This is a genomic window from Bradyrhizobium sp. CCBAU 53415, from assembly GCF_028128735.1.
Classification (GTDB): Bacteria; Pseudomonadota; Alphaproteobacteria; order Rhizobiales; family Xanthobacteraceae; genus Bradyrhizobium.
Genome location: NZ_LBJF01000023.1, coordinates 246,997 through 271,817, shown reverse-complemented (window position 1 = coordinate 271,817; position 24,821 = coordinate 246,997). Strand labels below are relative to the sequence as shown.

Genomic DNA, 24,821 nt, shown 5'->3' with positions numbered 1-24,821 from the left:
GCTTGGCCTTTCCTGTCCCCCGCTACGCCGCCGCCTGCTCGCGCGGCTGGTAGATCGCGGTGTGCTGGCAATGCGCGAGCGCCGTCGTGCCGTTGGCGACGACGAGCGCGTCTAGCTCGACGAAGCGGTGACCCTTCTTCTCGTAGTTCGCGGTGACCTTCGCCCGTGCGGTGATCTCGTCGCCGGCGCGTGCGGCGGACAGCAGCTGCATGCGGCTGCCGACGTGGATCCACGGGCCCAGGATGGTGTTGTCCACCAGCACGCGGTTCATCACGCGCTGGATCAAGCCGGGATGGCCAAGCCCCTCGCGCGCGAAGATCGGATCGGTCTCCCTGATGTCGGCGAGATAGTCGGTCGCATCTTGCCCCACCCATCGGCGCGGCACTGTGCCCAGGCATCTTCCGGTCTCGAAGGTGGCCGGGCTGACCGGCTTGCGCTCGGCGACCGCGGGGACCGCAACATAGTCGCTCAATGACACGGCAGGCGCCTTCGCCGGCAGCGAAGCCGTCCCCGTGGCGCAAAGCTCGGTGCGGCTGAACACCTCGATGGTGAGCAGGTCGTTGTGCTCGGTGGCATCGACGTCGGCGGTTTCGCCGTCATAGACCGGCTTGATGAAGCGGGCCTCGACCAGCCCGCGCGACAGAAAATCGCGCCCCCAGCGGGCGATCGGCACGTGCATCATGTAGGCGAAGACATCGACGCCGGGGACCAGTCCGCCGGAAAAGCCGAAGCGGCGGGCGACCGTATCGTCATGCATCTTGTTTTCGGACTGCTTGGCGGTGTTGTAGGCCTCGACGCGCCAGGTTTCGAGCCGGTTCGGCATGGCTTGGCTTTCCCCATATTCTTGTTGTTTCAGGGCGATCGTAGGGCCTGAGGAACCAGGGTCAATCCCCTCGCCTTTGCGGCGCGAATGGGGTACCACGCGGCGAATGAATGTCGCCCCCACCCGCATCTATGTCGACGCCGACGCCTGTCCGGTGAAGGACGAGATCTACCGCGTCGCGCTCCGGCACGGCGTGCCCGTGAGCGTCGTCGCCGGCAACTTCATTCGCGTGCCTCAGGATCCGCTGATCGAGCGCATCGCCGCAGGTGCCGGCATGGACGCAGCGGACGACTGGATCGCGGAGCGCGCCAGGTCCGGCGACGTGGTCGTGACATCGGATATTCCGCTGGCGAGCCGGTGCGTGAAGGCGGGCGCCGACGTGATCGCGCCGAACGGCAAGCCGTTCACCGAGGAATCGATCGGGATGACGCTGGCGGTGCGCAATCTGATGACCGATCTGCGCTCGGCCGGCGAAGTCACCGGCGGGCCGCGATCGTTCGCGCCGCGCGACCGCTCCGCCTTCCTCTCGGCGCTCGACCAGACGCTGCGCCGGATCCAGCGCCGCCGCGCCGACCAGGCCGCTACGAGTCAGGGCTGATCATGGCGCCGCCGCTGATCCAACTCAAAGACATCAGGCTGACCTTCGGCGGCACGCCGCTCCTCAGCGGGGTCGAGCTCAACGTCGCGCCGGGTGAGCGCGTCTGCCTGATCGGCCGCAACGGCTCCGGCAAGTCGACGCTGCTCAAGATCGCCGCCGGCCTCGTCGAGCCCGATGGCGGCACCCGCTTCGTGCAGCCCGGCGCCACCGTGCGCTACCTGCCGCAGGAGCCGGATTTCGGCGAGCACAAGACCACGCTTGCCTATGTCGAGTCCGGGCTCGCGCCCGGCGACGACCAGCACCAGGCGCGCTATCTGCTGGAGCAGCTCGGCCTCACGGGCGACGAGAACCCGCATGATCTCTCCGGTGGCGAGGCCCGTCGCGCGGCGCTGGCCTATGTGCTGGCTCCCTCTCCCGACATTCTGCTGCTGGACGAGCCGACCAACCATCTCGATCTCGCCACCATCGAATGGCTGGAACAGGAACTCGATGGCCGCCGCAGCGCACTCGTGATCATCAGTCACGACCGCCGCTTCCTCACCAATCTGTCGCGCTCCACGGCATGGCTCGACCGCGGCAAGATCAAGCAGATCGACCGCGGCTTCGCCTCGTTCGAGACCTGGCGCGACGAGGTGCTCGCGGAAGAAGAGCGCGACCAGCACAAGCTCGACCGCAAGATCGCCGACGAGGAGCACTGGCTGCGCCACGGCGTCTCGGGTCGGCGCAAGCGCAACGTCAAGCGCCTCGCCAATCTGCATGCGCTGCGCGACCGGCGCCGCAACTATCGCAGCACCGCCGGCAGCGCCAATCTCGCAGCTAGCGAAGCCGAGCAATCCGGCAAGTTGGTGATCGAGGCGAAATCCATCACCAAGGCCTATGGCGATCGCAAGATCGTCGAGAACTTTTCGACCCGCATCCAGCGCGGCGACCGGCTCGGCATCAGCGGGCCGAACGGTGCCGGCAAGACCACGCTGGTCAACCTGCTCACCGGCGGCATGCAGCCTGATTCCGGCACGGTACGGTTAGGCGCCAATCTGGAGATGGCGACGCTCGACCAGCACCGCGAAAGCCTCGATCCCAAATCGACGCTGGCGGAAGCCCTCACCGGTGGCCGCGGCGATCACGTCATGGTCGGTGGCAAGCCGAAGCACGTCGTCGGCTACATGAAGGACTTTTTGTTCGCGCAGGAGCAGCGCGGCACGCCGCTCGAAGTGCTCTCCGGCGGCGAGCGCGGCCGGCTGATGCTGGCGCGCGCGCTGGCCAAGCCGTCCAACCTGCTGGTGCTGGACGAGCCGACCAACGATCTCGATCTCGAAACGCTCGACGTGCTCGAGGAGATGCTCGGCGATTACGAAGGCACGGTCATCCTGATCAGCCACGACCGCGACTTCCTCGACCGCGTCGTCACCTCTGTGATCGCGCCCGAGGGCAATGGCAAGTGGATCGAATATGCCGGCGGCTACAGCGACATGCTGGCGCAGCGCGGCGCGGACCTGAAACGCGAAACGGCGAAGGCGCAAGCCCCGGCGGAGAAGAAAGAGGAGCGGCCTGCTGCTCTAGCATCCGCGCCCAAGCGAAAGCTGAGCTTCAACGAGAAGCACGCGCTGGAAACGCTGCCGAAGAAGATGGAAGCGTTGCAGGCCGATATCGCCAAGCTGCAGCGCGTGCTCAACGATCCCAGCCTCTACGCCAGGGATCGCAAGACATTCGACGACACCTCCGCCGCGATCGCCAAGGCGCATGAAGAATTGTCCGCTGCCGAAGAGCGCTGGCTCGAACTCGAAATGCTCCGCGAAGAGATAGAACAGGCTTAAATCGTAGGATGGGTAGAGCGAAGCGAAACCCATCGACACCTGCCCGGTTGCTGCAAATGATGGGTTTCGCTGCGCTCTACCCATCCTACAGAACCGAACATAGAGACATCATATGACAACTCCCCTCGCCGCCAGAATCGCCCGCGAATACGGTACGCCCTGCGCCGTCATCGACATGGACCGGGTCGAGCGCAACATCGCGCGCATCCAGAAGGCCTGCGACGACGCCAGCATCGCCAACCGTCCCCACATCAAGACGCACAAGAACCCGACCATCGCCAGGATGCAGGTCGCAGCCGGCGCCAAGGGCATCACCTGCCAGAAGCTCGGGGAAGCCGAAATCATGGCCAATGCCGGCATCGACGACATCCTGATCAGCTACAACCTCCTCGGCGACGAGAAGATGGCGCGCCTCGGCGCGTTGCAGGCGAAGGCGAACATGACGGTGGCCGCCGACAATTCGACCGTCGTCGCGGGGTTGCCCAAGGCAGCGGCAGCATCGGGGCGTCCGCTCTCGGTCGTGGTCGAATGCGACACCGGCCGCAAGCGCGCGGGCGTCGAGACCCCGGCCGAGGCGATTGCGCTGGCGCGCGAGATCGCGGCGTCCAAGGGGCTGCAGTTCGCCGGATTCCTGCTGTACCCGACCGAGACCGGCTGGGCTGAGGCACAGAAGTTCTACGACGAGGCGCTGGCCGGTGTGCGGGCGCACGGGCTCGATGCCAGGATCGTCTCGACCGGCGGCACGCCGAACCTCGTCAACATCGGCAAGCTCAAGGGCGGCACCGAGCATCGCTTCGGCACGTATATCTACAACGACCGCATGCAGGTCGCCGCAGGCTCGGCGACCTGGGACGATTGCGCCCTGCACATCTATTCGACCGTGGTGAGTCGCGCCGCGCCCGAGCGCGGCATCCTCGATGCCGGGTCGAAGACGCTAACCACGGACACCGGCGGCCTCGACGGCCACGGCCTGATCCTGGAGCATCCCGAAGCCAAGATCGCAAAATTCGCCGAGGAGCACGGCTTCCTCGACCTCTCCCGCAGCAACACGCGGCCGAATGTCGGCGACGTCGTCCGCATCGTGCCGAACCACGTCTGCGTCGTCGTCAACATGATGGACGAAGTGGTGATGGTGCGCGGCGAGGAGATCATCGGCACGCTGCCGGTCGCGGCGCGGGGGAAGTTGCGGTAGGCGCGCCGCTTCCACACTCGTCATTGCGAGCGTAGCGAAGCAATCCAGAATCCCTGCGCAGAGACAGCCTGGATTGCTTCGCTACGCTCGCAATGACGGCGTTGCACCGGCAAGCCACTCCAGAGCACCCCTGCCCGCGGCAGCGCCCGTCGCGAACGAGGCCTGCAACAGATAGCCACCGGTCGGCGCCTCCCAGTCCAGCATCTCGCCCGCGGCAAACACGCCTGGCAACTTGCGCAACATGAAGTGTTCGTCGAGTTCGTCGAAAATGATTCCGCCTGCCGTCGAGATCGCCCGATCGATCGGGGCGACGCCGGTGAGCCGAACCGGAATTGCGTTGATCAGGCGCGCGAGCTCGGCCGGTGCGAACGACGCCAGCGGCCGGCCGGATGCGATGGCCGCCTCCTGCATCAGGCCGATACCGACCGGCGACAATTGCGCCGCCTTGCGCAGAAAGTTTGCCAGCGATTGCTTGCCGCGCGTGCCAGACAGGCGCGTTTTCAGGTCGGCGACGGCAAGGTCCGGCCGCAGCGCGATCATCAGCATCGCCTGCCCGAGATTCAGCACCGCCTCGCGCAGCTCGGCCGACAGCGCGTAGATCGCACCGCCTTCGATGCCGCTGCGCGTCACCATCGCTTCGCCGCGCACCGTGTGCGCACCAATCGTCAGCGCCACGCCCTTGAGCGGCTGGCCCTCGAAGCGGCCGCGAAACACATCGGACCAAGCCACAGTGAAGCCGGAATTCGCCGGCCGGAGCTTCGAGACGGCAATGCCCCTTGCGGCGAGAAGATCGACCCAGCCGCCGTCCGATCCCAGCCGCGGCCAGCTTGCGCCGCCGAGGGCGAGCACCACTGCCCTGGCCTCGATCGACCGTTCGCCGTCGCCGGTGCGAAACAGCAACCGGCCGTGCTCGTCCCGGCCAATCCAGCGGTGACGAAACGCAAAGCGCACCCCGGCGGCATCGAGCCGACGCAGCCACGCGCGCAGCAAGGGCGAAGCCTTGAACGCTTTCGGGAACACCCGCCCGCTGGTGCCGACGAAGGTCGCCTCGCCCAGCGCCTCGCTCCAGGCGCGCAGCGCGTCCGGCGGGAACGCCTCGATTGCCGCTTGCAGCTTAGGTGCTGCCTCGCGATAGCGTGCCAAGAACTGCGGCAGCGGCTCGCTGTGGGTGAGATTGAGGCCGCCGCGGCCGGCCATCAGGAATTTGCGGCCTGCGGACGGCATCGCGTCGTAGACGGTGACGCGGACGCCGCCCTGCGCCAGCACCTCCGCCGCCATCAGCCCGGCGGGACCGGCGCCGATGACGGCGACGGCCGTCAGAGCTTGATCCCCGCCCGTGCCGCGGCCTGCGCGACGTATTTCTGCGTCTGCTCGAAGGCGCCTTGCAGCGCTTTCGCCTTCGACATGTCGCTGATCTCTGCGAAATGTGCGGCAACCGCATCGGGCGTCCACTCGCTCTCCGGCAGGTTGATGCCTTCGCTCTCCAGAATCTTGATCACGGCGAAGGAGCCGGCACCGGCGCCCATGATGGTGCGGGTGGGCGCGTCCTCGCTGAGCATATACTCGACCGCGGGCGTGATCGCGTTCGGCTTCATCAGTTGCAGCGCCTGGGGCGGCAGCAGCTCTTCCGTCATGCGGGTCGCCGCCGTCGGCGAGATGATGTTGACGCGGATGTTGTTCTTGCGCCCCTCTTCGGCGAGCACGTTCATCAGGCCGACCATGCCGGATTTCGCCGCGCCGTAATTGGCCTGGCCGAAATTGCCGTAGAGGCCGGAGGACGAGGTGGTCAGCACGATGCGTCCATAGTTGCGGTCGCGCATGCCGGCCCAGGCCGCCTTGCAGCAGTAGAAGGTGCCGACGAGATGCACGTCGAGCACCTTCTGGAAATCGGCCGCTTCCATCTTGCCGAACGACTTGTCGCGCAGGATGCCGGCATTGGCGCACAAGAGGTCGACGCTGCCCCACTCCCTGGTGGCGCGCTCGACCATGGCGGTGACCTGCTCGAAGTTCGAGACATCAGCGCCGTCGGCCATCGCCGTGCCGCCGGCCTTGCGGATCTCCTCGACCACGGATTCGGCCGGCGACAGCGAGCCGCCGGTGCCGTCACGCGCGCCGCCGAAATCGTTGACCACGACTTTCGCGCCTCGGCTGGCCAGCCCCAGCGCATGCGCCTTGCCAAGACCATTGCCCGCGCCGGTGACGATGGCGACGCGTCCGTCGAACCTGATTGCCATGAATGCTTTCCTACATGCTAGTCGTCATGGCCGGGCTTGACCCGGCCAGCCGTCAAATCGACAGGCTTTTGAGCAGCGATGGGTTGCCGGGTCAAGCCCGGCAACGACACGCGGTATCAGGCGAAATAGATCAGGCCGAGCCAGTCGGCGACCAGCGCGGGCTTGTCCTCGCCTTCGATCTCCACCGTGACATTGGTACGGGATTGCAACTCGTTCGGCTTGCGGAGCTTGGCTTCGGCCAGCACGAAACGGCCGCGGATGCGCTTGCCCGAGCGGACCGGCGAGATGAAGCGCAATCTGTCGAAGCCGTAGTTCACCCCCATCGTGGTGCCTGCGATGACGGGCATCACCTCATAGGACATGATCGACAGCAGCGACATCGTCAGGAAACCGTGCGCGATGGTGCTGCCGAAAGCGGTCTCTTTCTTCGCTCGTTCCGGATCGACATGGATGAACTGGTGATCCTCAATCACGTCGGCATAGGTGTCGATGCGGGGCTGGTTGATCAGGTGCCACGAGGACACGCCGATCTCCTTGCCGACCATGGCCTGATAGGCCTGAAGCGTAATCGGCGGCTTCTTCCAGACTTCGTTCACTTAGGTCTCGCTCCGTGTCTTTGCCAGCTCCGGAAACTCCTCCTCGCGGAATTCCCGGCCGCGCAGCGGATCGTCGCGATCATTGTCGCGTTCCAGCCGTCGTAGCTGGACGCGACGGATTTTTCCAGAGATCGTCTTCGGCAGCTCGGTGACGATTTCGAGGCGGCGGATGCGCTTGAATGGCGCGAGGCGCGTGTGCAGATGTTCGAAGATGGAGAGCGCGGTCTCGGGTGACCGCTCCGCGCCCGACGTCAGCAGCACGAAGGCCTTGGGGATGGCGAGCCGGATCGGGTCGGGGCTCGGCACCACCGCGGCTTCCGCGACCAGCTCATGCTCCAGCAGCACGCTCTCGAGCTCGAACGGACTGATGCGATAATCGGACGACTTGAATACGTCGTCGGAGCGGCCGACGAAGGTGAGATAGCCCTCGTCGTCCTCGAACACGACATCGCCGCTGCGATAGAGCTCGCCTTCGGCCCCCAGCAACTCGCCATGGTCGCCCTGATAGCCTTGCATCAGGCCGGCCGGGCGCCCAGTCCCAAGCACCAGCGTGACCTCGCCTTCCCTGGCCGGGCTCCCGTCGGCGTCGCTGATCTGCACGCGATAGCCCGGCAGCGGCCGGCCCATCGAGCCGACCTTGATCTTCTGGCCCGGCGAGTTGCCGGCGAGCGCCGTGGTTTCGGTCTGGCCGTATCCGTCACGGATGGTGAGGCCCCAGGCCGCGCGCACCTGATCGATCACTTCAGGGTTCAGCGGTTCGCCGGCGCCGCAGACTTCGCGCAGGGCCACCTTAAACGATGCAAGATTCTCCTGGATGAACAGCCGCCATACCGTCGGCGGCGCGCACAGCGTGGTGACGCCGCAGCGGCCGATGGTGGCGAGCAGCGCTTTGGCATCGAAGCGCGGCTGGTTGACCACGAATACGGTCGCCCCGGCATTCCACGGCGCGAAAAAACAGCTCCAGGCATGCTTGGCCCAGCCGGGCGACGAAATATTGAGATGGATATCGCCGGGCTTCAGACCGATCCAGTACATGGTGGAGAGATGGCCGACCGGATAGCTGCGCTGGCTGTGCCGCACCAGTTTTGGTTTTGCGGTCGTACCCGAGGTGAAATAGAGCAGCATCGGGTCGTCGGCATTGGTTGGACCGTCAGGCGTGAAGCTCTCCGACGCTTTCGACGCCTCGTCATAGGCCAGCCAACCATCGGAAGCCGCGCCGACCACGATGCGAGCGACATTCCGGGTGCCAAGGCTCGCAAACTTCGCCACCTGGTCCTCAGCGGCCACCACCGCCCTCGCCTTGCCACGATCCAGCCTGTCGCGAAGTTCTTCTGCGGTGAGCAACGTCGTCGCTGGAATCACGACGACGCCGAGCTTCATCGCCGCCAGCATCGTCTCCCACAGCGGAACCACGTTGCCGAGCAGCAGCAAAAGGTGGTCGCCGCGCCTCAAGCCCTGCGCGCGGAGGAAGTTGGCGACCTGGTTCGAGCGCTTCGAGAGGACCGAGAAGGACAGCTTGGTCTGCCGATCCTGCGCAGCATCGACGATCCAGAGCGCCGGACGATCCCTGCTGTCCGCATTTGTCGCCAGCTCGGCGTCGAACCAGTCGAGCGCCCAGTTGAAGGGCGCCGGATCGGGCCAGCGGAATCCTTTGACCGCTGCCTCGTAATCCGTGCGGTGCTTTAGCAGAAACGCGCGCGCTTCCTGGAATGTCGTCATCAAGCTTTCCCGGCCAGGCTCCTAACGTGCTTGATAATTCCGGAAAAATCCACCCCACCCTGACCGGCTGCGTCGAAAGACTGATAGATCTCCTGCGCATGCTTGCCGAGCGGCGTCGCCGCGCCCGCAGCCTTCGCGGCGTCCTGCGCCAAGGTCAGGTCCTTCACCATCAGCGCCGAGGCAAAGCCCGGCTTGTAGTCGTTGTTGGCCGGCGAGGTCGGCACCGGGCCCGGCACCGGGCAATAGGTCGTCAACGACCAGCACTGGCCGGAGGAGGTCGAGGCGACGTCGAAGAGGGCCTGATGCGAAAGCCCGAGCTTCTCGCCGAGCGCAAATGCCTCGCTCACCGCGATCATGGAGATGCCGAGGATCATGTTGTTGCAGATTTTTGCCGCCTGGCCCGCGCCGGCGCCGCCGCAATGGACGATCTTCTTGCCCATGTTCTCGAGCACCGGCTTTGCCACCGCAAATGCCTTGTCGTCACCGCCGCACATGAAAGTGAGCGTCGCCCCCTTGGCACCGCCCGTGCCGCCGGAGACCGGCGCGTCGACCGAGAGCACACCTTGCTTGGCAGCCAGCGCATGCGCGGCCCTCGCGCTTTCGACGTCGATGGTGGAGGAGTCAATGATCAGCGCGCCCCTGGTCATGGCTGGCACGACCTCGTTCCAGACGCCGAGCACGTGCTTGCCTGCGGGGAGCATGGTGACGACGACATCGGCGCCCTTCACCGCACCGGCTGCGCTCTCGGCAATGCCGGCGCCATCGGCCTTGGCCTGATTGCGCGAGGCCTCGACGAGATCGAACGCCACCACCCTGTGGCCGGCCTTGACCAGATTGGCGGCCATCGGACCGCCCATGTTGCCGAGACCGATGAATGCGATCGTGGCCATTGTCGTTTCCTCCGCTGCAGCGTTGACTAGTTAAACTTCAATTCGTCGGCGCCGATCTCGGCGAGATACGGCGCAAGCATCTCCGGCGTCACATCCTCGATCCGCGGCGGCGACCAGGTCGGGTTGCGGTCCTTGTCGATCACGGCGGCGCGCACGCCTTCGCGGAAATCGTCGCTGCGGAAGACTTCCAGCGCGGCGCGGTACTCGCGCACCAGGCACTCTTCCAGGCTCGACGATTTGCGCGCGAGCCGCAAGAGCTTCAGCGTCACCACCATGCCGCGCGGCGATTTCTCGTTGAGCGTCTTCAGCGTGGCCTGTGCGAAGTCGGAGCCGTCACGGTTCAGCGCCGAGAAAATGTCCTCCATGCGATCGAAGCCGAACAGCGCATCGATCGCCGGCTCCTTCGCCGCGACCGGCCCTGCGATCTCGCCGGTTGCAAAGCCGTCGATGAACTTGCCGACATCGGCTGCGTTCACCCCGGAGCGCAGCCTCGTCAGCGCCTCGCGCAACTCCGGGAGCTTCAAAGCCGGCACCACCCAGTCCGCGAACTTCGCGTGGATTGCGTCCGGCCCGTTCATGGTCTGGCCGGTCAACCCGAAATAGGTGCCGATCTCGCCCGGCGAGCGCGACAGCAAATAAGTGCCTCCGACATCGGGAAAGAATCCCAGCCCGACCTCGGGCATCGCCAGCTTCGTGCGATCCGTGACAACGCGGTGGCTCGCATGGGCGGAGAGCCCGACACCGCCGCCCATCACGATGCCGTCCATGAAGGCGACATAGGGTTTAGGAAATTTCTTGATCCGGGCATTGAGGATGTATTCCTCGCGCCACAGGATCTTGCCGAGGTCGCCATTGACCTTCGAGCTTTCCCAGAGCGTGCGGATGTCGCCGCCGGCACACAAGCCGCGCTCGCCGGCGCCTTCGAGCAGGATCACGGCCACGGCCGGATCGGCCTCGAAGCGGTCGAGCGCCTTCTCGACATCGCGAAACATCTCCAGCGTGACGGCATTGATCGCCTTGGGACGGTTGAGCCGGATGATGCCGGCCGTCCCCTCGACACGGGCGACCAGATCGCCCTCCTCCACTGACGTCATCGCGCACCCTCGATCAGTTTGCGCGCCACGATGAGCCGCATGATCTCATTGGTGCCTTCGAGGATCTGGTGCACGCGCAGGTCGCGCACGATCTTCTCGATGCCGTATTCGCTGAGGTAGCCGTAGCCGCCGTGAAGCTGGAGGGCGTGGTTGGCGACCTCGAAACCGACGTCGGTGCCGAAGCGCTTGGCCATCGCGCACAGCATGGTGGCATCAGGGTCCTTGCGGTCCAGCGCCGCAGCTGCGCGCCACAGGAACGTGCGGGCGGCCTCCAGCTCGATGGCCATGTCGGCGAGACGGAATTGCAGCGCCTGGAATTCGTCGAGACGCTTTCCGAATGCCTTGCGTTCCTTCATGTAGGCGCGCGCCTTGTCGAGCGCGGTCTGCGCGCCGCCGAGCGAGCATGCCGTGATGTTGAGGCGGCCACCGTCGAGGCCAGCCATCGCGATCTTGAAACCTGTGCCTTCCTCGCCGAGGCGATTGGCCACCGGCACCCGGGCGTTCTCGAACATCACCGTGCGGGTCGGCTGCGCGTTCCAGCCCATCTTGCGCTCATTGGCGCCGAACGACACGCCCGGCGTCTTGCCGTCGATGACGAGGGTCGAGATGCCGCCGGGGCCGTCGCCGCCGGTCCTGACCATCGCGACCAGGAGATCGGTGCCGCCGGCGCCCGAGATGAACTGCTTCTGGCCGTTGAGAACGTAATGATCGCCGTCGCGCACCGCGCGCGTGCGCAGCGCTGCCGCATCCGAGCCGGCGCCCGGCTCGGTCAGGCAGTAGCTCGCAATCAGCTCCATGGTGCAGAGCTTAGGCAGCCATGTGTGGCGCTGGGTGTCGCTGCCGAAGGCATCGATCATCCAGCTCGCCATGTTGTGGATGGAGATGAAGGCCGAGGTGGTCGGGCAGCCCGTCGCCAGCGCCTCGAAGATCAGCGCGGCATCGAACCGCGTCAGGGCGGAGCCGCCGACATCGTCGCGAATGTAGATGCCGCCCATGCCGAGCGTGGCAGCCTCGCGCATGACGTCGACGGGGAAATGCTTCTCCTCGTCCCAGCGCAGCGCGTGCGGCGCGATCTTTTCCGCCGCAAACACCAACGCCATGTCGCGAACTGCGATCTGATCCTCGTTCAGAGCGAACTGCATGCTGCCGCTACCCTCTTGCCCCATCGTCATTGCAAGCCACCGGGTCCGCGCGAAGCGCGGCCCCGATGACAGGCTCCGCGAAGCAATCCAGGCTGCCTCCGCGGAAAGACTCTGGATTGCTTCGTCGCTACGCTCCTCGCAATGACGGGCTGGGCTCCAGCCTTACTTCATCAGGGGGATCGAGAACTCCGCACCTTCCTTGACGCCGGACGGCCAGCGCGAGGTCACCGTCTTGGTCTTGGTATAGAAGCGGATCGAGTCCGGGCCGTGCTGGTTGAGATCGCCGAAGCCGGACTTCTTCCAGCCGCCGAAGGTGTAATAGGCGATCGGCACCGGGATCGGCACGTTGATGCCGACCATGCCGACGTTGACCTTGGCCGCGAAGTCGCGCGCAGCGTCGCCGTCACGGGTGAAGATGGCAACGCCGTTGCCGTAGTCATGATCAGATGGCAGCGCCAGCGCTTCCTTGTAATCGTGCGCGCGCACCACCGAGAGCACCGGCCCGAAGATCTCTTCCTTGTAGATTCGCATGTCCTTGGTGACGTTGTCGAACAGTGAGCCGCCGAGATAGAAGCCGTTCTCGTAGCCCTGCATCTTGAAACCGCGGCCATCGACGGCGAGCGTCGCGCCTTCCTTGACGCCGATGTCGATGTAGCTCTTCACCTTCTCGACAGCTTCGCGCGTGACCAGCGGACCGTAGTCGGCCGACGGATCGATCGAGGTGCCGATCTTGAGCGACTCGACACGCGGGATCAGCTTTTCCATCAGGCGATCGGCGGTGGACTTGCCGACGGGCACCGCGACGGACACGGCCATGCAGCGCTCACCGGCCGAGCCGTAGCCGGCGCCGATCAGCGCGTCGACGGCCTGGTCCATGTCGGCGTCGGGCATGACGATGGCGTGGTTCTTGGCGCCGCCAAAACACTGGCAGCGCTTGCCGGTCTGGGCGGCGCGCTCATAGATGTACTGCGCGATCGGCGTCGAGCCGACGAAGCCGATGGCCTTGATGTCGGGATCGTCGAGGATGGCGTCGACCGCTTCCTTGTCGCCGTTGACGACGTTGAGGATGCCGGCCGGCAGGCCCGCTTCCATCATCAGCTCGGCGAGCAGCATCGGCACGCCGGGATCGCGCTCCGAGGGCTTGAGGATGAAGGCATTGCCGCAGGCGATCGCGGGGGCGAACTTCCACATCGGGATCATCGCCGGGAAATTGAACGGCGTGATGCCAGCGACGACGCCGAGCGGTTGGCGCATCGAGTAGATGTCGATGCCGGGGCCGGCGCCTTCGGTGTATTCGCCCTTCATCAGATGCGGGATGCCGCAGGCGAATTCCGCGACTTCGAGGCCGCGCTGGATGTCGCCCTTGGCGTCGGGCACGGTCTTGCCGTGCTCGCGGGCGAGCAGTTCGGCGAGCTTGTCGTAGTCGCGCTGCACCAGCTCCACGAATTTCATCATGACGCGGGCGCGGCGCTGCGGGTTGGTCGCGGCCCATTCCGGCTGGGCGGCACGGGCGTTTTCCACGGCGGCGCGGACTTCGGCCTTGGACGCCAGCGCCACCTTGGCCTGGACGTCACCGGTCATCGGCTCGAAAACGTCGGCGGTGCGGCCCGAGGTGCCCTTGACCTCCTTGCCACCGATGAAATGTCCGATTGAACGCATGGAATGATCTCCTTCAGGCCGAGCGTGGTCGCTTTGACAAATCCTATTGACCTGCATTTTATAGGATTCAAGTCTGATATATTGCACCATAGATGTGCGGAAATGCTGGATCAAGGCGCTATCGACTGGGACGACTTTCGCTTCGTGCTCGCCGTCGTGCGGGGCGGCTCGGTATCGGCTGCGGCAAAACAGCTCGGCGTCGACCACGCCACGGTGATCCGCCGCGTCGACCGGCTGGAAAAGCACCTGTCGGCCAAGCTGTTTGACCGGCGCAAGACCGGCTATCTCCTCACCGAGGCCGGCCAGCGTGTCGCCGACAGCGCGGAGGCCATGGAATCGACCATCGTCGCCAACCAGGAGCAGGTCGGCGGGTCCGTGGCCCGGCTGACGGGCACCGTGCGGATCGGCGCGCCTGATGGGTTCGGCACCGCCTTCCTGGCGCCACGGCTCGCCCCCTTCGCCGACCGCTATCCCGATCTCGATCTGCAACTTGTGGCCACCGCGCGGCTATTCAGTCTCTCCAAGCGCGAGGCCGATATCGCCATCAGCCTGACCATGCCGAAGGAAGGCCGCATCGTCGGCCGCAAGCTGCTCGACTACCGCCTCGGCCTCTATGCCGCGCCGGCCTATCTCGACCGCTTTCCCAAGATCTCTTCACGGCAAGACCTGCCGCCGCACCGCTTCGTCGGCTACATCGAGGAGCTCCTGTTCACGCCGGAGCTCGACTACCTGCCGCAGGTGTCGCCGCGAATTTCCGCGCGCTTCCGCAGCGCCAATCTGATCGCGCAGCTCAATGCCACGCTCTCCGGCTTCGGCATCGCGGTGCTGCCGCATTTCATGGCGAGCGACCATCCGCAGCTTGAGGCCGTGCTGCCGGAGGAGATCTCGATCACACGCACGTTCTGGATGCTGATGCACGCCGACAGCAAGGACCTCGCGCGGATCAGGGCCGTGGCAGATTACATCAGCGAGATCGTCGAGCGCGAGCGGGCGCTGTTTGCGGGACGGTAGAAATTCGCAGGAGCGAGGCACAAAGCCAGCCCCTCATGGTGAGGAGGCGCGAAGCGCCGTCTCGAACCATGCAGGCCCAAATCTCGTCCGCGGCCATCCTTCGAGACGACCGCTTCGCGGTCTCCTCAGCATGAGGCCCGGCGCATACCCGGTGCTAGTTCTGCTTCTCGCGCGGCTTCTTCGCAGCAGGCACCTTCGGCTCGCGCTTCGCACCGCCCAGCGCGCTGTCCCGGCCCGCCTTCAGCACTTCGTCCGACAGTTCGCTCGAGCCGGCGATGCGCGCCAGCAGCATGGTGCCGGCCATCGTCGCCAGCGTCGCGATCGCCTGCTTGCGCGCGGCCTTGCGCGGCATGTTCGGGATGTAATCGGTCATCATCTCGATCATCTGGTCGAGCTTGCCGGCAAACGCCTTTCGCGTCTTCGGGCTCTCGCGGGCGATCTCGGCGCCCAGCGCGGGAATCGAGCAGCCATGGCCGGGATTGTCGCGATGCAGCGTCGAGAGATAGCTTTCCGCGACCAGCGCCAGCCGCTTTTCAGGAGCGGCTTCGCCGGTGAGCTTGCGCCAGTGCTCCATCGAGCGGTCCATGGCATAGGCAAACGCTTCGATCACCAGCGCCTCGCGGGAATCGAAATGCGCGTAGAAGCCGCCATGGGTCAGGCCCGCCTCCTTCATGAGGTCGGCGACGCCGATGCCATGAGCGCCCTTCTCGCGCAGCCGCACGGAGGCCTTCTTCACGATCCGATCGTGGGTTTCCTGCTTGTGTTCCCGGGAATAGCGCATGCGGATCTCATTGAATGTCGGAGATCATCCCATAGCACGAAAGTGGGCCGAACGGTGCATTAATTCATGTTAAGTTGTTGCCGATCATGGAGAAGGTTGCAGTTGCATGCACCGCCAGGGCCCCCTTACCGTCGCGGACGAAACCTTCGGTGTAGCTGGTCTGGCGTCCCAGCTTGATGATCTTGCCTTCGGCGGAGATCAGCCCGGAACGAACCGACAGCGGGCGCAAATAGGTCAGTTTCAGATCGAGGGTCACCGAGCTTTGTCCGGCCTCGAGCCGGGTCGAGATCGCACATCCCATGGCCGTATCGAGCAGCGCCGCTGCGGTCGCGCCGTGGAGCAGACCGATGGTATTCTCAAGATCCTCGCGCGGCTCCAGTTCCATGACAATCCGGCCCTGCTCGACCACTCCCACCGTGAAACCGATCAGTTTCGCAAAAGGCGGCGGCGGCAGACGGCCGTCGCGAATTCCCAGCATGGTGTCCATGCCTGACAGCCCCATGGCCGCTCTCGCGACCGGCGCCGGCACCTGCCAGTCCACCACGCGCTCACGCCGCTGCGCTGGCGAAAACAGGGCGATTTGATCGACATCGGTCATGGCCACCTCATTGTATGACATCAATCATACTATGCTACGGACCTCGCGCTGGCAACTCAGTCCCGCCAGCCCGCTTGACAAGCGGCGCATTTGGGCCCGGAAGTGCTCTCGACCAGTGCGCTTCGCACGCGTCCACGAAACTTTCGAGATGCCACGATGGAAATGCTCAACAACCACTGCGGGGTGACGCGCGACACGCGCGGCGTCGCCCATGTCGCCATCTGCAACGCCGGCACGCTCAACATTCTCGGCTCGCCCGTGACCGACGCCGTGCGCGAAGGCCTCCAGCAGCTTGCATCCGACCGCAGCATCCGCGTCGTGGTGCTGCGCGGCCAGAGCGAGAAGAGCATGATCGGCGGCGCGGACATCAAGGAGATGGCCAGGCTCGACCAGAAATCCGCCGAAGCCTTCATCACTCGCCTGCGCGATCTCTGCGAGGCGGTGCGCGCCTTCCCTGCCCCGGTGATCGCGCGCATGCCCGGCTGGTGCCTCGGCGGCGGGCTCGAAGTGGCGGCGGCCTGCGATTTCCGCATCGCCGCGCATGATGCCCATTTCGGCATGCCGGAGGTGCGCGTCGGCATCCCCTCGGTGATCCATGCCGCACTGTTGCCGCGCCTGATCGGCTGGGCCCGCGCGCGCTGGCTGGTGATGACGGCGGAGAATATCGACGCAGCCACCGCGCTCGCCTGGGGTCTGATCGACAAGGTCGCCCCCGTGGGCGGATTGGATGCCGAGATCGAGCATCTGGTGAAGGCCTTGCTTGAATGCGGCCCTGAGGCGCTGCGGTCGCAGAAAGCGCTGCTGCGGCAGTGGGAAGAATTGCCGCTGACGGAGTCGGTGAACCTCAGCGTGAAAGTGTTCGGCGAGTCGTTCCTGACGGACGAGCCGACGCGACTGATGGGCGCGTTTGTGAACCGGAAGCGCTAGGTTCTGGGCGGAGGCATGGTGATCGCTGCGCGCGACGCTGTCATCGCCGGCGCGACCGGTTGAATCCGCCCAGTAGGCCGAGACAGTTATGGTTTGAATCGACAAGCCGCGGCGTACTGGATGCCCCGGTCGAGCCGGGGCATGACTCCGTCTTTGGAGGAGCGCCCTCGTTCCTAGAGCCTGCCCAGCTTCGCTTGCACGACCAAATCTCATGCGAACCGCAAGATTTTCTCATCCCGGCCGCGGTTGCATTTTTTGCGCCGCATCATATGATGACCATAATCTTACCCATCATTGCCAGGGAGTTCCGTCATGGCCGCAGCCGCCGATCCCATCGTCATCGTTTCCGCCGCCCGCACCCCGCTCGGCCGCTTCATGGGCGAGCTATCGCCGCTTCCCGCCCACAGGCTTGGATCGCACGTGATCGGCGCGGCGCTGGAGCGCGCCAAGCTTGCGCCCGAGAAGGTCGACGAGGTCTTCATGGGCTGCGTGCTGCCGGCCGGACAGGGCCAGGCCCCCGCGCGCCAAGCCGCGCGCGCAGCGGGTCTGCCCGACGCCACGGGCGCGACCACCGTCAACAAGGTCTGCGGCTCCGGCATGAAGGCGACCATGTTGGCGCACGACATCATCCGCGCCGGCTCGGCAGAGATCGTCGTCTCCGGCGGCATGGAGAGCATGAGCAACGCGCCCTATCTGCTCGCCAAGGCACGCGGCGGCTATCGCGTCGGCCATGACCGCATCATCGATCACATGATGATGGATGGGCTCGAGGACGCCTACGAGACCGGCCGCTCCATGGGGGATTTCGGCGAGGCCACGGCTGAAGCCTATCAGTTCACCCGCAAGGACCAGGACGCCTACGCGATGGAGACGCTCAGTCGCGCGCGCAAGGCGGTCGAGGGCGGCGCATTCAGGGCCGAGATCGCGCCGATCACGCTGAGCGAAAAGGCCGGCCCGCGCGTCATCGCCAATGACGAGCATCCGCTGAAGGTCGATCCGGCCAAGATCCCCGGATTGAAGCCGGCGTTCCGCGCCAACGGCACCATCACGCCCGCCGCCTCCTCCGCCAATGCCGACGGCGCCGCCGCGCTGGTGCTGACGAAGCGCTCGCTCGCCGATCGGCTTGGCCTGCCTGCTTTCGCCGAGATCAAGGGCCACGCCACCCACAGCCAGGAGCCGCAATGGTTCACGACGGCGCCGATTCCGGCGATCCGCAAGCTGCTCGACAAGGTCGGCTGGGCTGCCTCCGATGTCGACCTGTTCGAGATCAACGAGGCGTTCGCCGTGGTGGCGATGGCGGCGCAACGCGATCTCGGCATTCCCCGCGAGAAGCTGAATGTCAACGGCGGCGCCTGCGCGCTCGGCCATCCCATCGGCGCGACCGGCGCGCGGCTGATCGTGACCCTGCTGCACGCACTGGAGGCGCAAAATCTCAAGCGCGGTATCGCCGCGCTCTGCATCGGCGGCGGCGAGGCCACGGCGATCGCCGTGGAGCGCCTGTCGCACTAGCGCCGATGTCCGAAATTGAGGGAAGTCTGGCATTTAAGACTTTCCTTCTCTGTGTCAGATTGCAACGATGGCGCGGGTCCCAAAGGCCCGCCAACAACATTGAGGCCCAATGATCTCGAACTGGCTCGCGGCAGCACTTTCCCGCCGCAACATCCATTATGGCTGGGTGATGGTCGGCGTGACCTTCCTCGCCGCGCTGATCAGCGCCGGAACGGTCGGCGCGCCCGGCGTGTTCATCGTGCCGCTTCAGAAGGAGTTCGGCTGGAGCACGGCGGAGATCTCCTCCGCGCTGTCGATCCGCTTCATCCTGTTCGGGCTGATGGCGCCGTTCGCGGCCGCCCTGCTCAACCGCTATGGCCTGCGCAACGTCACGCTCGCCGCCCAGCTGATCGTGGTCTCAGCGCTCGTGCTCTCGCTCGGCATGACCGAGGTCTGGCAGCTCGTCGCCCTATGGGGCGTGGTGATCGGGATCGGTACCGGCATGACCGCGCTGGTGCTGGGCGCGACCATTGCCACGCGCTGGTTCGCAGCAAGACGCGGCCTCGTCGTCGGCATCATGACCGCGAGCGTCGCCACCGGCCAGCTCGTGTTCCTGCCGCTGCTGGCAAGCCTCACCGAACGCTATGGCTGGCGGCTCGCGCTCGGTTTCGTCTGCGTCATGCTCGGCGTTTCCGCACTGGCCGTGCTGCTCGCGATGCGCGACCGTCCCAGCGATGTCAGCCTGCGGCCGTTCGGCGACGAGGGCTCCACACCCCAGCCCGCACCGCCGGTGAGTCACGGCTCGATCACGGGCGTTGCGCTCGGCACGCTGCGCGATGCCTCGAAGTCGACTGCGTTCTGGATCCTGTTCGCGACCTTCTTCGTCTGCGGCGCTTCGACCAACGGCCTCGTCCAGGTGCACCTGATCCCGATGTGCCTCGATTTCGGCATCCCGCAGGTGCAGGCCGCGAGCCTGCTCGCCGCGATGGGCATCTTCGACTTCTTTGGCACGATCATGTCGGGCTGGCTGTCGGACCGCTACGACAATCGCTGGCTCCTGTTCTGGTACTACGGCCTGCGCGGGCTCTCGCTGATCTTCCTGCCCTTCAGCGATTTCTCGTTCTACGGCCTCTCCGTCTTCGCGATGTTTTATGGTCTCGACTGGATCGCCACGGTGCCGCCGACGGTGCGCCTCACCGCGCAGAAATTCGGGCCCGAGCGCGCCAATCTGGTGTTCGGCTGGATCTTCGCCGGCCATCAGCTCGGCGCAGGCACGGCCGCGTTCGGAGCCGGTTTCTCGCGGACGGTCTATCAGAGCTACCTGCCGGCGTTCTTCATCGCCGGCGCGCTCTGCGTGTTCGCTGCCCTGATCGTGCTGGCGCTGTCCCGGCAGCCGAAACTCCAGCCGGCGACGGCCTAATACCTGATCGTGGTGGTGACGCCGAACACGGCGGCGTCACCGATCCGCGAAACTCCGGCCGGATCGTTCGGATTCGGGATGCCGCCGGAGGGACGGAGCACATACTGGAAGTACGGCGCGACCAGCCAGCCCGGCTTGATGTGCGCCTCGTAGATCATCTCGATCAGGGTCTCGGTGCTGCGCACCGGACTCCGGATGCCGGCGAAGGCCTGCGTGTCGAGATCGAGATTGCGCGCGGTGTTCGATATCCGCATATAGGCCATCGCCACCCCGAAGCGGTCGAGCGGCCGGCCCGGCGTGAAGCCAACGAAGCCGATGCCGCCGTCCATGTACAGATCGATCAGATTGCGGTCCGGCGGGCTGTAAGCGATGCGGCCGAACGCCGTGACGCCCGGGAGCGAGGCCGAGGTGCTGGTCTCGGTCACCGACGGCGGGCGATAGAGCACCTGCTCGATCACGGCGAAGATGCCGTAATTGCCGCGAAGTTTCGCCGGGATGCCGCTGCCGCCGGGATCCGCGATCGAGAAGCCCTCCGCAGTCAAGCGCTGGCTGTCGAACGAGCCATAGTGCTTCCATGCGCCCGGCGTGAAATTGCCGGCGAGCGGGCGGTCGCCGACATCGATATCGTAGTTGAAGCGGACCTGTCCGATCAACCAGGGCGGATCGTTGACGCGGAAGGCCAGACCATGATGGTCGCGCAGCTGCGGATCGATATCGCCCGGGCCCGACGGATCCCCATTGAACACCGCGCCATAGGCGGTGACCCTGTCCGTCAACACAGCCTTGATGCGGATTCCGGGCACCGCGATCGGCGGCGCCGGGCCGCCGGCCGGGAGGTTGCTCGCCTTGATGGCCGGCCAGCCGAAGGTGCCGTTGACGAAGAGATCGTCGGTCTGGCTGTCGAAGAACTCGACGTCGGCCGCCTGCTGGCCTGCCCTGATGTTCAGGCGATCATTGAAGAAGCTCTGCTCGACATAGGCGTTGTAGAGCCGCTGATCGGGCAGCGCCTCGCTCTCGCTGATGGTGGCGAGGTTCTGGACGTTGTTGCGGGAGAGTCCGCGGCCGTAGATCACGAAGGCATTGGCGTAGAAGCGGCCGCCGGTCCAGCCGACCAGCTTGTCGAGATCGGCATCGACCGAGAGGTCGAGGCGTCCGAAATGGATGGCGCCGCGCTTCACGCCACCCGTGGCGTTGGCGATATTGTCCGCGATATAGATCGCACCGAAATTCAGGCCCTTGTCGGCGAGGCCGTCATGCCACTCGTTGAACCATTTCGGGAACAGCCATGCAGCCGCGCTCTCATCCTTGGCGCCGGCAAATGCACTGGTACTCCCCGCCGTGCACGCCAGCGCAATCGTGGCCGCGCGTCGCAACGGAGCTCTCTCGGCAAGCCAACTCACGATCGATACGCTACTTGAAGATGCCCGCCCGCCGCATGAAGAGGTAGGCCGCAGCAACCGAGGAAGCCATCAGCACCGCCGCCCAGAGGAATCCAGTCTCGACTTCGGTGAGCGGCAGGCCCTTGGTGTTCATGCCGAAGATGCCGGTGACCAGCGTCGGCGGCAGCAGCAGCGAGGTCACGATCGAGAGGTATGGAGGTGGCGGTTGCTTTCCTCCTCGTTCTTGAAGCGCAGCTCCTCCTCGAGCAGCCGGCTGCGCTCGCGCAGCTCGACGATGTCGTGATCGAGGCCGTCGAGCCGCTGCGCCAGCTTGCCGGCGCGGATGCGCAACGCCGGCGACAGGTGATCGGTGTCCTTCTGGTCGAGGCGGTGGAACAGCACGCGCAGGCCGGTGAGCTGCCGATGCAACCTGACACAGGTCCGGCGCAGCCGGCCGAGATTGCGGCGCATCTCCGGCCTCGCATCGTCGGCGAGGATGCGTTCCTCGATGTCGTCGATCTCCTGCCCGAGCGTGTCGGCCATCCTGTCGAGCGTGTCGGCGACCTCGTCGACGATCTTCTCCAGGAGATGGGCGACATTGTCGACGCGGTAGCCACCTTCGAGCACGCGGCGCGTCGCATCCGCCGAGCAGAGCGCCTGATGGCGGCCGCTGACCAGGAGGCGCTCGGTCATGGCAAAGTGCAGGAACGCGGTCTCCTCCGTTGGACTGCCGATCTCGCGCACGAGGTCGGAGAACACGCCATAGACGCAGTGATCGATGACGTGAAGCTGCTGGAAGGTATCGTTCGACAGCAATAGCTCGCGCGCCAGCTGCGGCAGTTGTGATGCCGCGATCCACGGCCGAACGCGCGCGTCGGTCAGATTGAAATGCAGCCAGAGACGGCCGTCATGACTGAACTCGATCGGCCGGTCGATCGGGAGCGCCTCGGCGCTGCCGTCGCTGTGCAGGCGGAACGCCCAGACGAGGCCGGGAATGGCGGGGTCAGCGTTCGACAGCGCGCTGACAAGCTTCGCCGGCTCAACCATGGCCAACCCCAACCATCAACAGATGCCTCGTATCCGGAGGATAGCCGACGGCGTCTTCCGGACCCACGCGGGTACTCAATTACGCCAGTGTTACAGTTTGATGATGGACCCTACTCCGCGGCCAGGCCGGTTGCGGCGGCCTCGGCTTCCCTGATGTAGTCATGGACGACGCGACCGAACGGCAGCGTCAGGTCGGCGATGTAATGATGCGCGCCGAGGCAGCGGCGGACCGGGAAATCCGCAACCGGCGCATTCACGTGCGGCACCAGATGCAATCGGCCGGGTCCCATCCAGGAGCCCCTCGGCACGATGTCGGTGAGGTTGATGGCCACGAGCTGGCAGACTTCGAGGCGGCCGTCGACCCCTGGGATCATCTTCAGATTGATCTGCGTCTTCGACAGCGTGGCGCGGGTGAGATCGCCGTTGCCGGCCATGCTCTCGTGCTTGTAGCCCATGGTGCCCATCGCGACGAGCTGGCCGGCATATTCCAGCGTGCCTGTCAGCGTATCCTTGACGATCTCGAGTTTTGGATGTGCGTACTTCTTCGGAAAGCCCCAGATCTCGCGGCCCGCCGCGATCGGCGGATCGTCGTCCAGGTACATCTGGGAGACGAAGTTGACCTCCTCGCCGTTGAGGCGTGCGGGAATGACGAGGCCGGACTCGGTGTAGCTGCCGAAGCCGGAGGAATCCGGCATCTTGATCCATTCGTAATGCACGATCGGCTGCTCGACCGGCTCCAGCGGCTCAGGCAGGCCGGCGCGGATCAGTTCCGGATCGGTCTCGTAGGTGATGACAAGGAATTCGCGGTTGACGAAGCGATAGGGCCCGGCCGGATAGCTCGGTCCGGCGGCCGGCATGGACGGAAGCCTCAGCACGTCTTCCCTGCGCATCGGTTGTTCTCCTGCTGTGCGATGTCTCCGATGCCGGCCCGGCAGCATCATGCGGCGACGCAAATTGCTAGCCGGCCTCATTGACTGCGATGTGATGGATTTCCGTCAGGCGCATGACCCGCGGCCATTCCGTTGCAGCCACCGTGCATGCAGCCGATGCATCGGCGCCGACCTTGTCATCACGCCGTCACCGCAGGACGCAATCGTTTGAGAATACGCAGGGAGGCACCAGCATGGACGCCCGCACGTCGCAACCGATGCATTCGACTCATCAGCCGCCCGCGCGGGGCTGGCGTCCCGAGCGCTGCGACCGGGTCGCGCTGGTGCTGCAAGGCGGCGGCGCTCTCGGCGCCTATCAGGCCGGCGTCTACCAGGCGCTGCACGAGGCCGGCATCGAGCCGGACTGGGCCTGCGGCGTCTCGATCGGCGCGATCAACTCCGCCATCATCGCCGGCAACAGGCCGGAGAAGCGGCTCGATGCGCTGCGCATCTTCTGGGAGCGCATCACCAACCGCAAGATCTGGCACTACACGCCCGATGGCGACGTCTTCCGCCAGTGGCGCAATCTCACCAGCGCGTGGATGACGTCGGCGCTGGGCCAGCCCGGCTTCTTCACCCCGCACCAGGTCAATCCCTGGTTCAGCCCGGTCGGCGCGCGGACCGCGACCAGCTATTACGACACGATGCCGCTCAAGGAGAGCCTGCTCGAGCTGGTCGACTTCGATCTCATCAACGAGAAGAAAGTCCGTTTCGCGGTCGGCGCGGTGAACGTGCTCTCGGGCAATTTCATCTATTTCGACAACGCCCATGACGAGATCGAGCCGGAGCACGTCATGGCTTCCGGCGCCCTGCCCCCGGCGCTGCCGATGGTGCGGATCGGCACCGATCATTTCTGGGACGGCGGCATCGTCTCCAACACGCCGCTCCAGCATCTGCTCGACCAGGAGGATTCGCTCAATTCGCTGGTGTTCCAGGTCGACCTGTTCAGCGCGCGGGGCGTGCTGCCGCGCTCCATCCAGGACGTGATGGCCCGCCACAAGGACATCATGTACTCCTCGCGCACGCGCCACAACACCGACGTCTATCGCCGCACGCACAATCTCAAGGTCCTGCTCTACAAGGCGCTGGCGAAGCTGCCGGACGAGCAGCTCTCCGAGGAGGAGCGCAAGCTCAAGGCGAGCCTGCGCAACATGCCGGAGATCGCGATCCTGCATCTGATCTACCAGCAGAAGGCCTATGAGGGCGACGCCAAGGACCACGAGTTCTCGGGCACCTCGACGCGCGAGCACTGGACCAGCGGCTATGAAGACACCAAGCGCACCCTGAAGCGCCGCGACTGGATAAAGATGCCGGAGCAAGGCATGGGCCTCGTGGTGCACGACGTGCACCGGGAAACGGAGAGCGCGTAACTCCATCCTCCTCGTCATTGCGAGTGCCGCTCGCAATGACGATGTGGAAACAGTTTCGCGCCAAACTCCGCTCTCGTGCCCCGGACGCTGCGCAGCACGAAGTGATGCGC

At 65.5% G+C, this 24,821-nt stretch carries 21 protein-coding genes and 1 pseudogene; 8 read left to right on the top strand and 14 right to left on the bottom strand.

All coding sequences use genetic code 11. The features are described 5' to 3' along the window. Positions 1–22: 22 nt before the first annotated feature. Positions 23–823, bottom strand: coding sequence for a hypothetical protein (locus XH87_RS17120; RefSeq protein WP_271588174.1), 801 nt, complete (start codon positions 821–823; stop codon positions 23–25). Positions 824–929: 106 nt separating this feature from the next. Here XH87_RS17120 and XH87_RS17115 point away from each other — a divergent pair, with 106 nt between their 5' ends. The 3 genes from XH87_RS17115 to XH87_RS17105 all read left to right on the top strand — a co-directional run bounded on the left by XH87_RS17115 (position 930) and on the right by XH87_RS17105 (position 4,427). Further along, positions 930–1,421 carry a YaiI/YqxD family protein gene (locus XH87_RS17115; protein WP_271588173.1) on the top strand — a complete coding sequence of 164 codons (492 nt, stop codon included), beginning with the start codon at positions 930–932 and terminating at the stop codon, positions 1,419–1,421. A 2-nt stretch (positions 1,422–1,423) separates the two neighbouring features. Further along, a complete protein-coding gene (locus XH87_RS17110; protein WP_271588172.1) occupies positions 1,424–3,235 on the top strand; it encodes an ABC-F family ATP-binding cassette domain-containing protein in 1,812 nt (603 codons plus the stop codon). A gap of 112 nt (positions 3,236–3,347) precedes the next feature. Further along, positions 3,348–4,427: a D-TA family PLP-dependent enzyme gene (locus XH87_RS17105; RefSeq protein WP_271588171.1), complete on the top strand. Its 1,080-nt coding sequence runs from the start codon at positions 3,348–3,350 to the stop codon at positions 4,425–4,427. A gap of 81 nt (positions 4,428–4,508) precedes the next feature. Here XH87_RS17105 and XH87_RS17100 read toward each other — a convergent pair whose 3' ends face one another. The 8 genes from XH87_RS17100 to XH87_RS17065 all read right to left on the bottom strand — a co-directional run bounded on the left by XH87_RS17100 (position 4,509) and on the right by XH87_RS17065 (position 13,761). Then, the gene (locus XH87_RS17100; protein WP_271588341.1) at positions 4,509–5,747 is read right to left on the bottom strand and encodes an NAD(P)/FAD-dependent oxidoreductase; all 1,239 of its coding nucleotides are present in this window, start codon (positions 5,745–5,747) and stop codon (positions 4,509–4,511) included. Further along, positions 5,744–6,661, bottom strand: a complete 918-nt coding sequence (locus tag XH87_RS17095) for an SDR family NAD(P)-dependent oxidoreductase (protein ID WP_271588170.1) — start codon at positions 6,659–6,661, stop codon at positions 5,744–5,746. Before XH87_RS17095 ends, XH87_RS17100 begins: the two co-directional genes overlap by 4 nt. 116 nt (positions 6,662–6,777) lie before the next feature. Continuing rightward, the gene (locus tag XH87_RS17090; protein WP_271588169.1) at positions 6,778–7,257 is read right to left on the bottom strand and encodes a MaoC family dehydratase; all 480 of its coding nucleotides are present in this window, start codon (positions 7,255–7,257) and stop codon (positions 6,778–6,780) included. Continuing rightward, positions 7,258–8,976 carry an AMP-binding protein gene (locus XH87_RS17085; protein ID WP_271588168.1) on the bottom strand — a complete coding sequence of 573 codons (1,719 nt, stop codon included), beginning with the start codon at positions 8,974–8,976 and terminating at the stop codon, positions 7,258–7,260. Continuing rightward, positions 8,976–9,866, bottom strand: coding sequence for a 3-hydroxyisobutyrate dehydrogenase (mmsB, locus tag XH87_RS17080; protein ID WP_035706117.1), 891 nt, complete (start codon positions 9,864–9,866; stop codon positions 8,976–8,978). Before mmsB ends, XH87_RS17085 begins: the two co-directional genes overlap by 1 nt. 26 nt (positions 9,867–9,892) lie before the next feature. Then, positions 9,893–10,960, bottom strand: coding sequence for an enoyl-CoA hydratase/isomerase family protein (locus XH87_RS17075; RefSeq protein ID WP_271588167.1), 1,068 nt, complete (start codon positions 10,958–10,960; stop codon positions 9,893–9,895). Beyond that, positions 10,957–12,102, bottom strand: coding sequence for an isobutyryl-CoA dehydrogenase (locus XH87_RS17070; protein ID WP_271588340.1), 1,146 nt, complete (start codon positions 12,100–12,102; stop codon positions 10,957–10,959). Before XH87_RS17070 ends, XH87_RS17075 begins: the two co-directional genes overlap by 4 nt. Before the next feature lie 162 nt (positions 12,103–12,264). Continuing rightward, the gene (locus tag XH87_RS17065) at positions 12,265–13,761 is read right to left on the bottom strand and encodes a CoA-acylating methylmalonate-semialdehyde dehydrogenase (protein ID WP_271588166.1); all 1,497 of its coding nucleotides are present in this window, start codon (positions 13,759–13,761) and stop codon (positions 12,265–12,267) included. Positions 13,762–13,863: 102 nt separating this feature from the next. On the opposite strand from XH87_RS17065, the gene XH87_RS17060 reads away from it, so the two are divergent. After that, positions 13,864–14,772, top strand: a complete 909-nt coding sequence (locus XH87_RS17060) for a LysR family transcriptional regulator (RefSeq protein ID WP_271588165.1) — start codon at positions 13,864–13,866, stop codon at positions 14,770–14,772. A gap of 154 nt (positions 14,773–14,926) precedes the next feature. Here XH87_RS17060 and XH87_RS17055 read toward each other — a convergent pair whose 3' ends face one another. Together XH87_RS17055 and XH87_RS17050 are read right to left on the bottom strand one after the other, a co-directional pair. Continuing rightward, positions 14,927–15,553 (bottom strand): TetR/AcrR family transcriptional regulator, encoded by a 627-nt coding sequence (locus tag XH87_RS17055; RefSeq protein WP_035706132.1) that lies wholly within the window; start codon positions 15,551–15,553, stop codon positions 14,927–14,929. Between the two features lie 64 nt (positions 15,554–15,617). Continuing rightward, positions 15,618–16,151 (bottom strand): PaaI family thioesterase, encoded by a 534-nt coding sequence (locus tag XH87_RS17050; RefSeq protein WP_271588164.1) that lies wholly within the window; start codon positions 16,149–16,151, stop codon positions 15,618–15,620. Positions 16,152–16,307: 156 nt separating this feature from the next. Between XH87_RS17050 and XH87_RS17045 the strand changes: the two genes are divergently transcribed. From XH87_RS17045 to XH87_RS17035, 3 genes are all read left to right on the top strand, one after another. Further along, positions 16,308–17,078 (top strand): enoyl-CoA hydratase, encoded by a 771-nt coding sequence (locus tag XH87_RS17045; protein ID WP_271588163.1) that lies wholly within the window; start codon positions 16,308–16,310, stop codon positions 17,076–17,078. A gap of 312 nt (positions 17,079–17,390) precedes the next feature. Next, the gene (locus XH87_RS17040; RefSeq protein ID WP_271588162.1) at positions 17,391–18,587 is read left to right on the top strand and encodes an acetyl-CoA C-acyltransferase; all 1,197 of its coding nucleotides are present in this window, start codon (positions 17,391–17,393) and stop codon (positions 18,585–18,587) included. 109 nt (positions 18,588–18,696) lie between these two features. Further along, complete coding sequence (locus XH87_RS17035; RefSeq protein WP_271588161.1) at positions 18,697–19,986, top strand: MFS transporter; 1,290 nt, start codon at positions 18,697–18,699, stop codon at positions 19,984–19,986. Here the strand turns inward: XH87_RS17035 and XH87_RS17030 are convergent. The 3 genes and pseudogenes from XH87_RS17030 to XH87_RS17020 form a co-directional block, all read right to left on the bottom strand. Continuing rightward, positions 19,983–21,359: a carbohydrate porin gene (locus XH87_RS17030; RefSeq protein WP_271588160.1), complete on the bottom strand. Its 1,377-nt coding sequence runs from the start codon at positions 21,357–21,359 to the stop codon at positions 19,983–19,985. The genes XH87_RS17035 and XH87_RS17030 overlap by 4 nt on opposite strands. A 37-nt stretch (positions 21,360–21,396) precedes the next feature. Then, positions 21,397–22,412: pseudogene (locus tag XH87_RS17025) on the bottom strand (transporter). Between the two features lie 110 nt (positions 22,413–22,522). Beyond that, entirely contained in the window at positions 22,523–23,302 is a 780-nt protein-coding gene (locus XH87_RS17020) for an acetoacetate decarboxylase (protein ID WP_271588159.1), read from the bottom strand. Between the two features lie 233 nt (positions 23,303–23,535). Here XH87_RS17020 and XH87_RS17015 point away from each other — a divergent pair, with 233 nt between their 5' ends. Then, positions 23,536–24,711, top strand: coding sequence for a patatin-like phospholipase family protein (locus tag XH87_RS17015; RefSeq protein ID WP_271588158.1), 1,176 nt, complete (start codon positions 23,536–23,538; stop codon positions 24,709–24,711). Positions 24,712–24,821: the final 110 nt, after the last annotated feature.

What these genes read in the sequence shown, in the direction of transcription:
- XH87_RS17095 (WP_271588170.1), bottom strand. Translation starts at nt 6,661, where the DNA reads ATGGCAATCAGGTTCGACGGACGCGTCGCCATCGTCACCGGCGCGGGC.
- XH87_RS17040 (WP_271588162.1), top strand. Translation starts at nt 17,391, where the DNA reads ATGGCCGCAGCCGCCGATCCCATCGTCATCGTTTCCGCCGCCCGCACC.
- XH87_RS17065 (WP_271588166.1), bottom strand. Translation starts at nt 13,761, where the DNA reads ATGCGTTCAATCGGACATTTCATCGGTGGCAAGGAGGTCAAGGGCACC.
- XH87_RS17015 (WP_271588158.1), top strand. Translation starts at nt 23,536, where the DNA reads ATGGACGCCCGCACGTCGCAACCGATGCATTCGACTCATCAGCCGCCC.
- XH87_RS17105 (WP_271588171.1), top strand. Translation starts at nt 3,348, where the DNA reads ATGACAACTCCCCTCGCCGCCAGAATCGCCCGCGAATACGGTACGCCC.
- XH87_RS17020 (WP_271588159.1), bottom strand. Translation starts at nt 23,302, where the DNA reads ATGCGCAGGGAAGACGTGCTGAGGCTTCCGTCCATGCCGGCCGCCGGA.
- XH87_RS17050 (WP_271588164.1), bottom strand. Translation starts at nt 16,151, where the DNA reads ATGACCGATGTCGATCAAATCGCCCTGTTTTCGCCAGCGCAGCGGCGT.
- XH87_RS17035 (WP_271588161.1), top strand. Translation starts at nt 18,697, where the DNA reads ATGATCTCGAACTGGCTCGCGGCAGCACTTTCCCGCCGCAACATCCAT.
- XH87_RS17075 (WP_271588167.1), bottom strand. Translation starts at nt 10,960, where the DNA reads ATGACGTCAGTGGAGGAGGGCGATCTGGTCGCCCGTGTCGAGGGGACG.
- mmsB (WP_035706117.1), bottom strand. Translation starts at nt 9,866, where the DNA reads ATGGCCACGATCGCATTCATCGGTCTCGGCAACATGGGCGGTCCGATG.
- XH87_RS17115 (WP_271588173.1), top strand. Translation starts at nt 930, where the DNA reads ATGAATGTCGCCCCCACCCGCATCTATGTCGACGCCGACGCCTGTCCG.
- XH87_RS17045 (WP_271588163.1), top strand. Translation starts at nt 16,308, where the DNA reads ATGGAAATGCTCAACAACCACTGCGGGGTGACGCGCGACACGCGCGGC.
- XH87_RS17060 (WP_271588165.1), top strand. Translation starts at nt 13,864, where the DNA reads ATGCTGGATCAAGGCGCTATCGACTGGGACGACTTTCGCTTCGTGCTC.
- XH87_RS17120 (WP_271588174.1), bottom strand. Translation starts at nt 823, where the DNA reads ATGCCGAACCGGCTCGAAACCTGGCGCGTCGAGGCCTACAACACCGCC.
- XH87_RS17070 (WP_271588340.1), bottom strand. Translation starts at nt 12,102, where the DNA reads ATGCAGTTCGCTCTGAACGAGGATCAGATCGCAGTTCGCGACATGGCG.
- XH87_RS17110 (WP_271588172.1), top strand. Translation starts at nt 1,424, where the DNA reads ATGGCGCCGCCGCTGATCCAACTCAAAGACATCAGGCTGACCTTCGGC.
- XH87_RS17085 (WP_271588168.1), bottom strand. Translation starts at nt 8,976, where the DNA reads ATGACGACATTCCAGGAAGCGCGCGCGTTTCTGCTAAAGCACCGCACG.
- XH87_RS17055 (WP_035706132.1), bottom strand. Translation starts at nt 15,553, where the DNA reads ATGCGCTATTCCCGGGAACACAAGCAGGAAACCCACGATCGGATCGTG.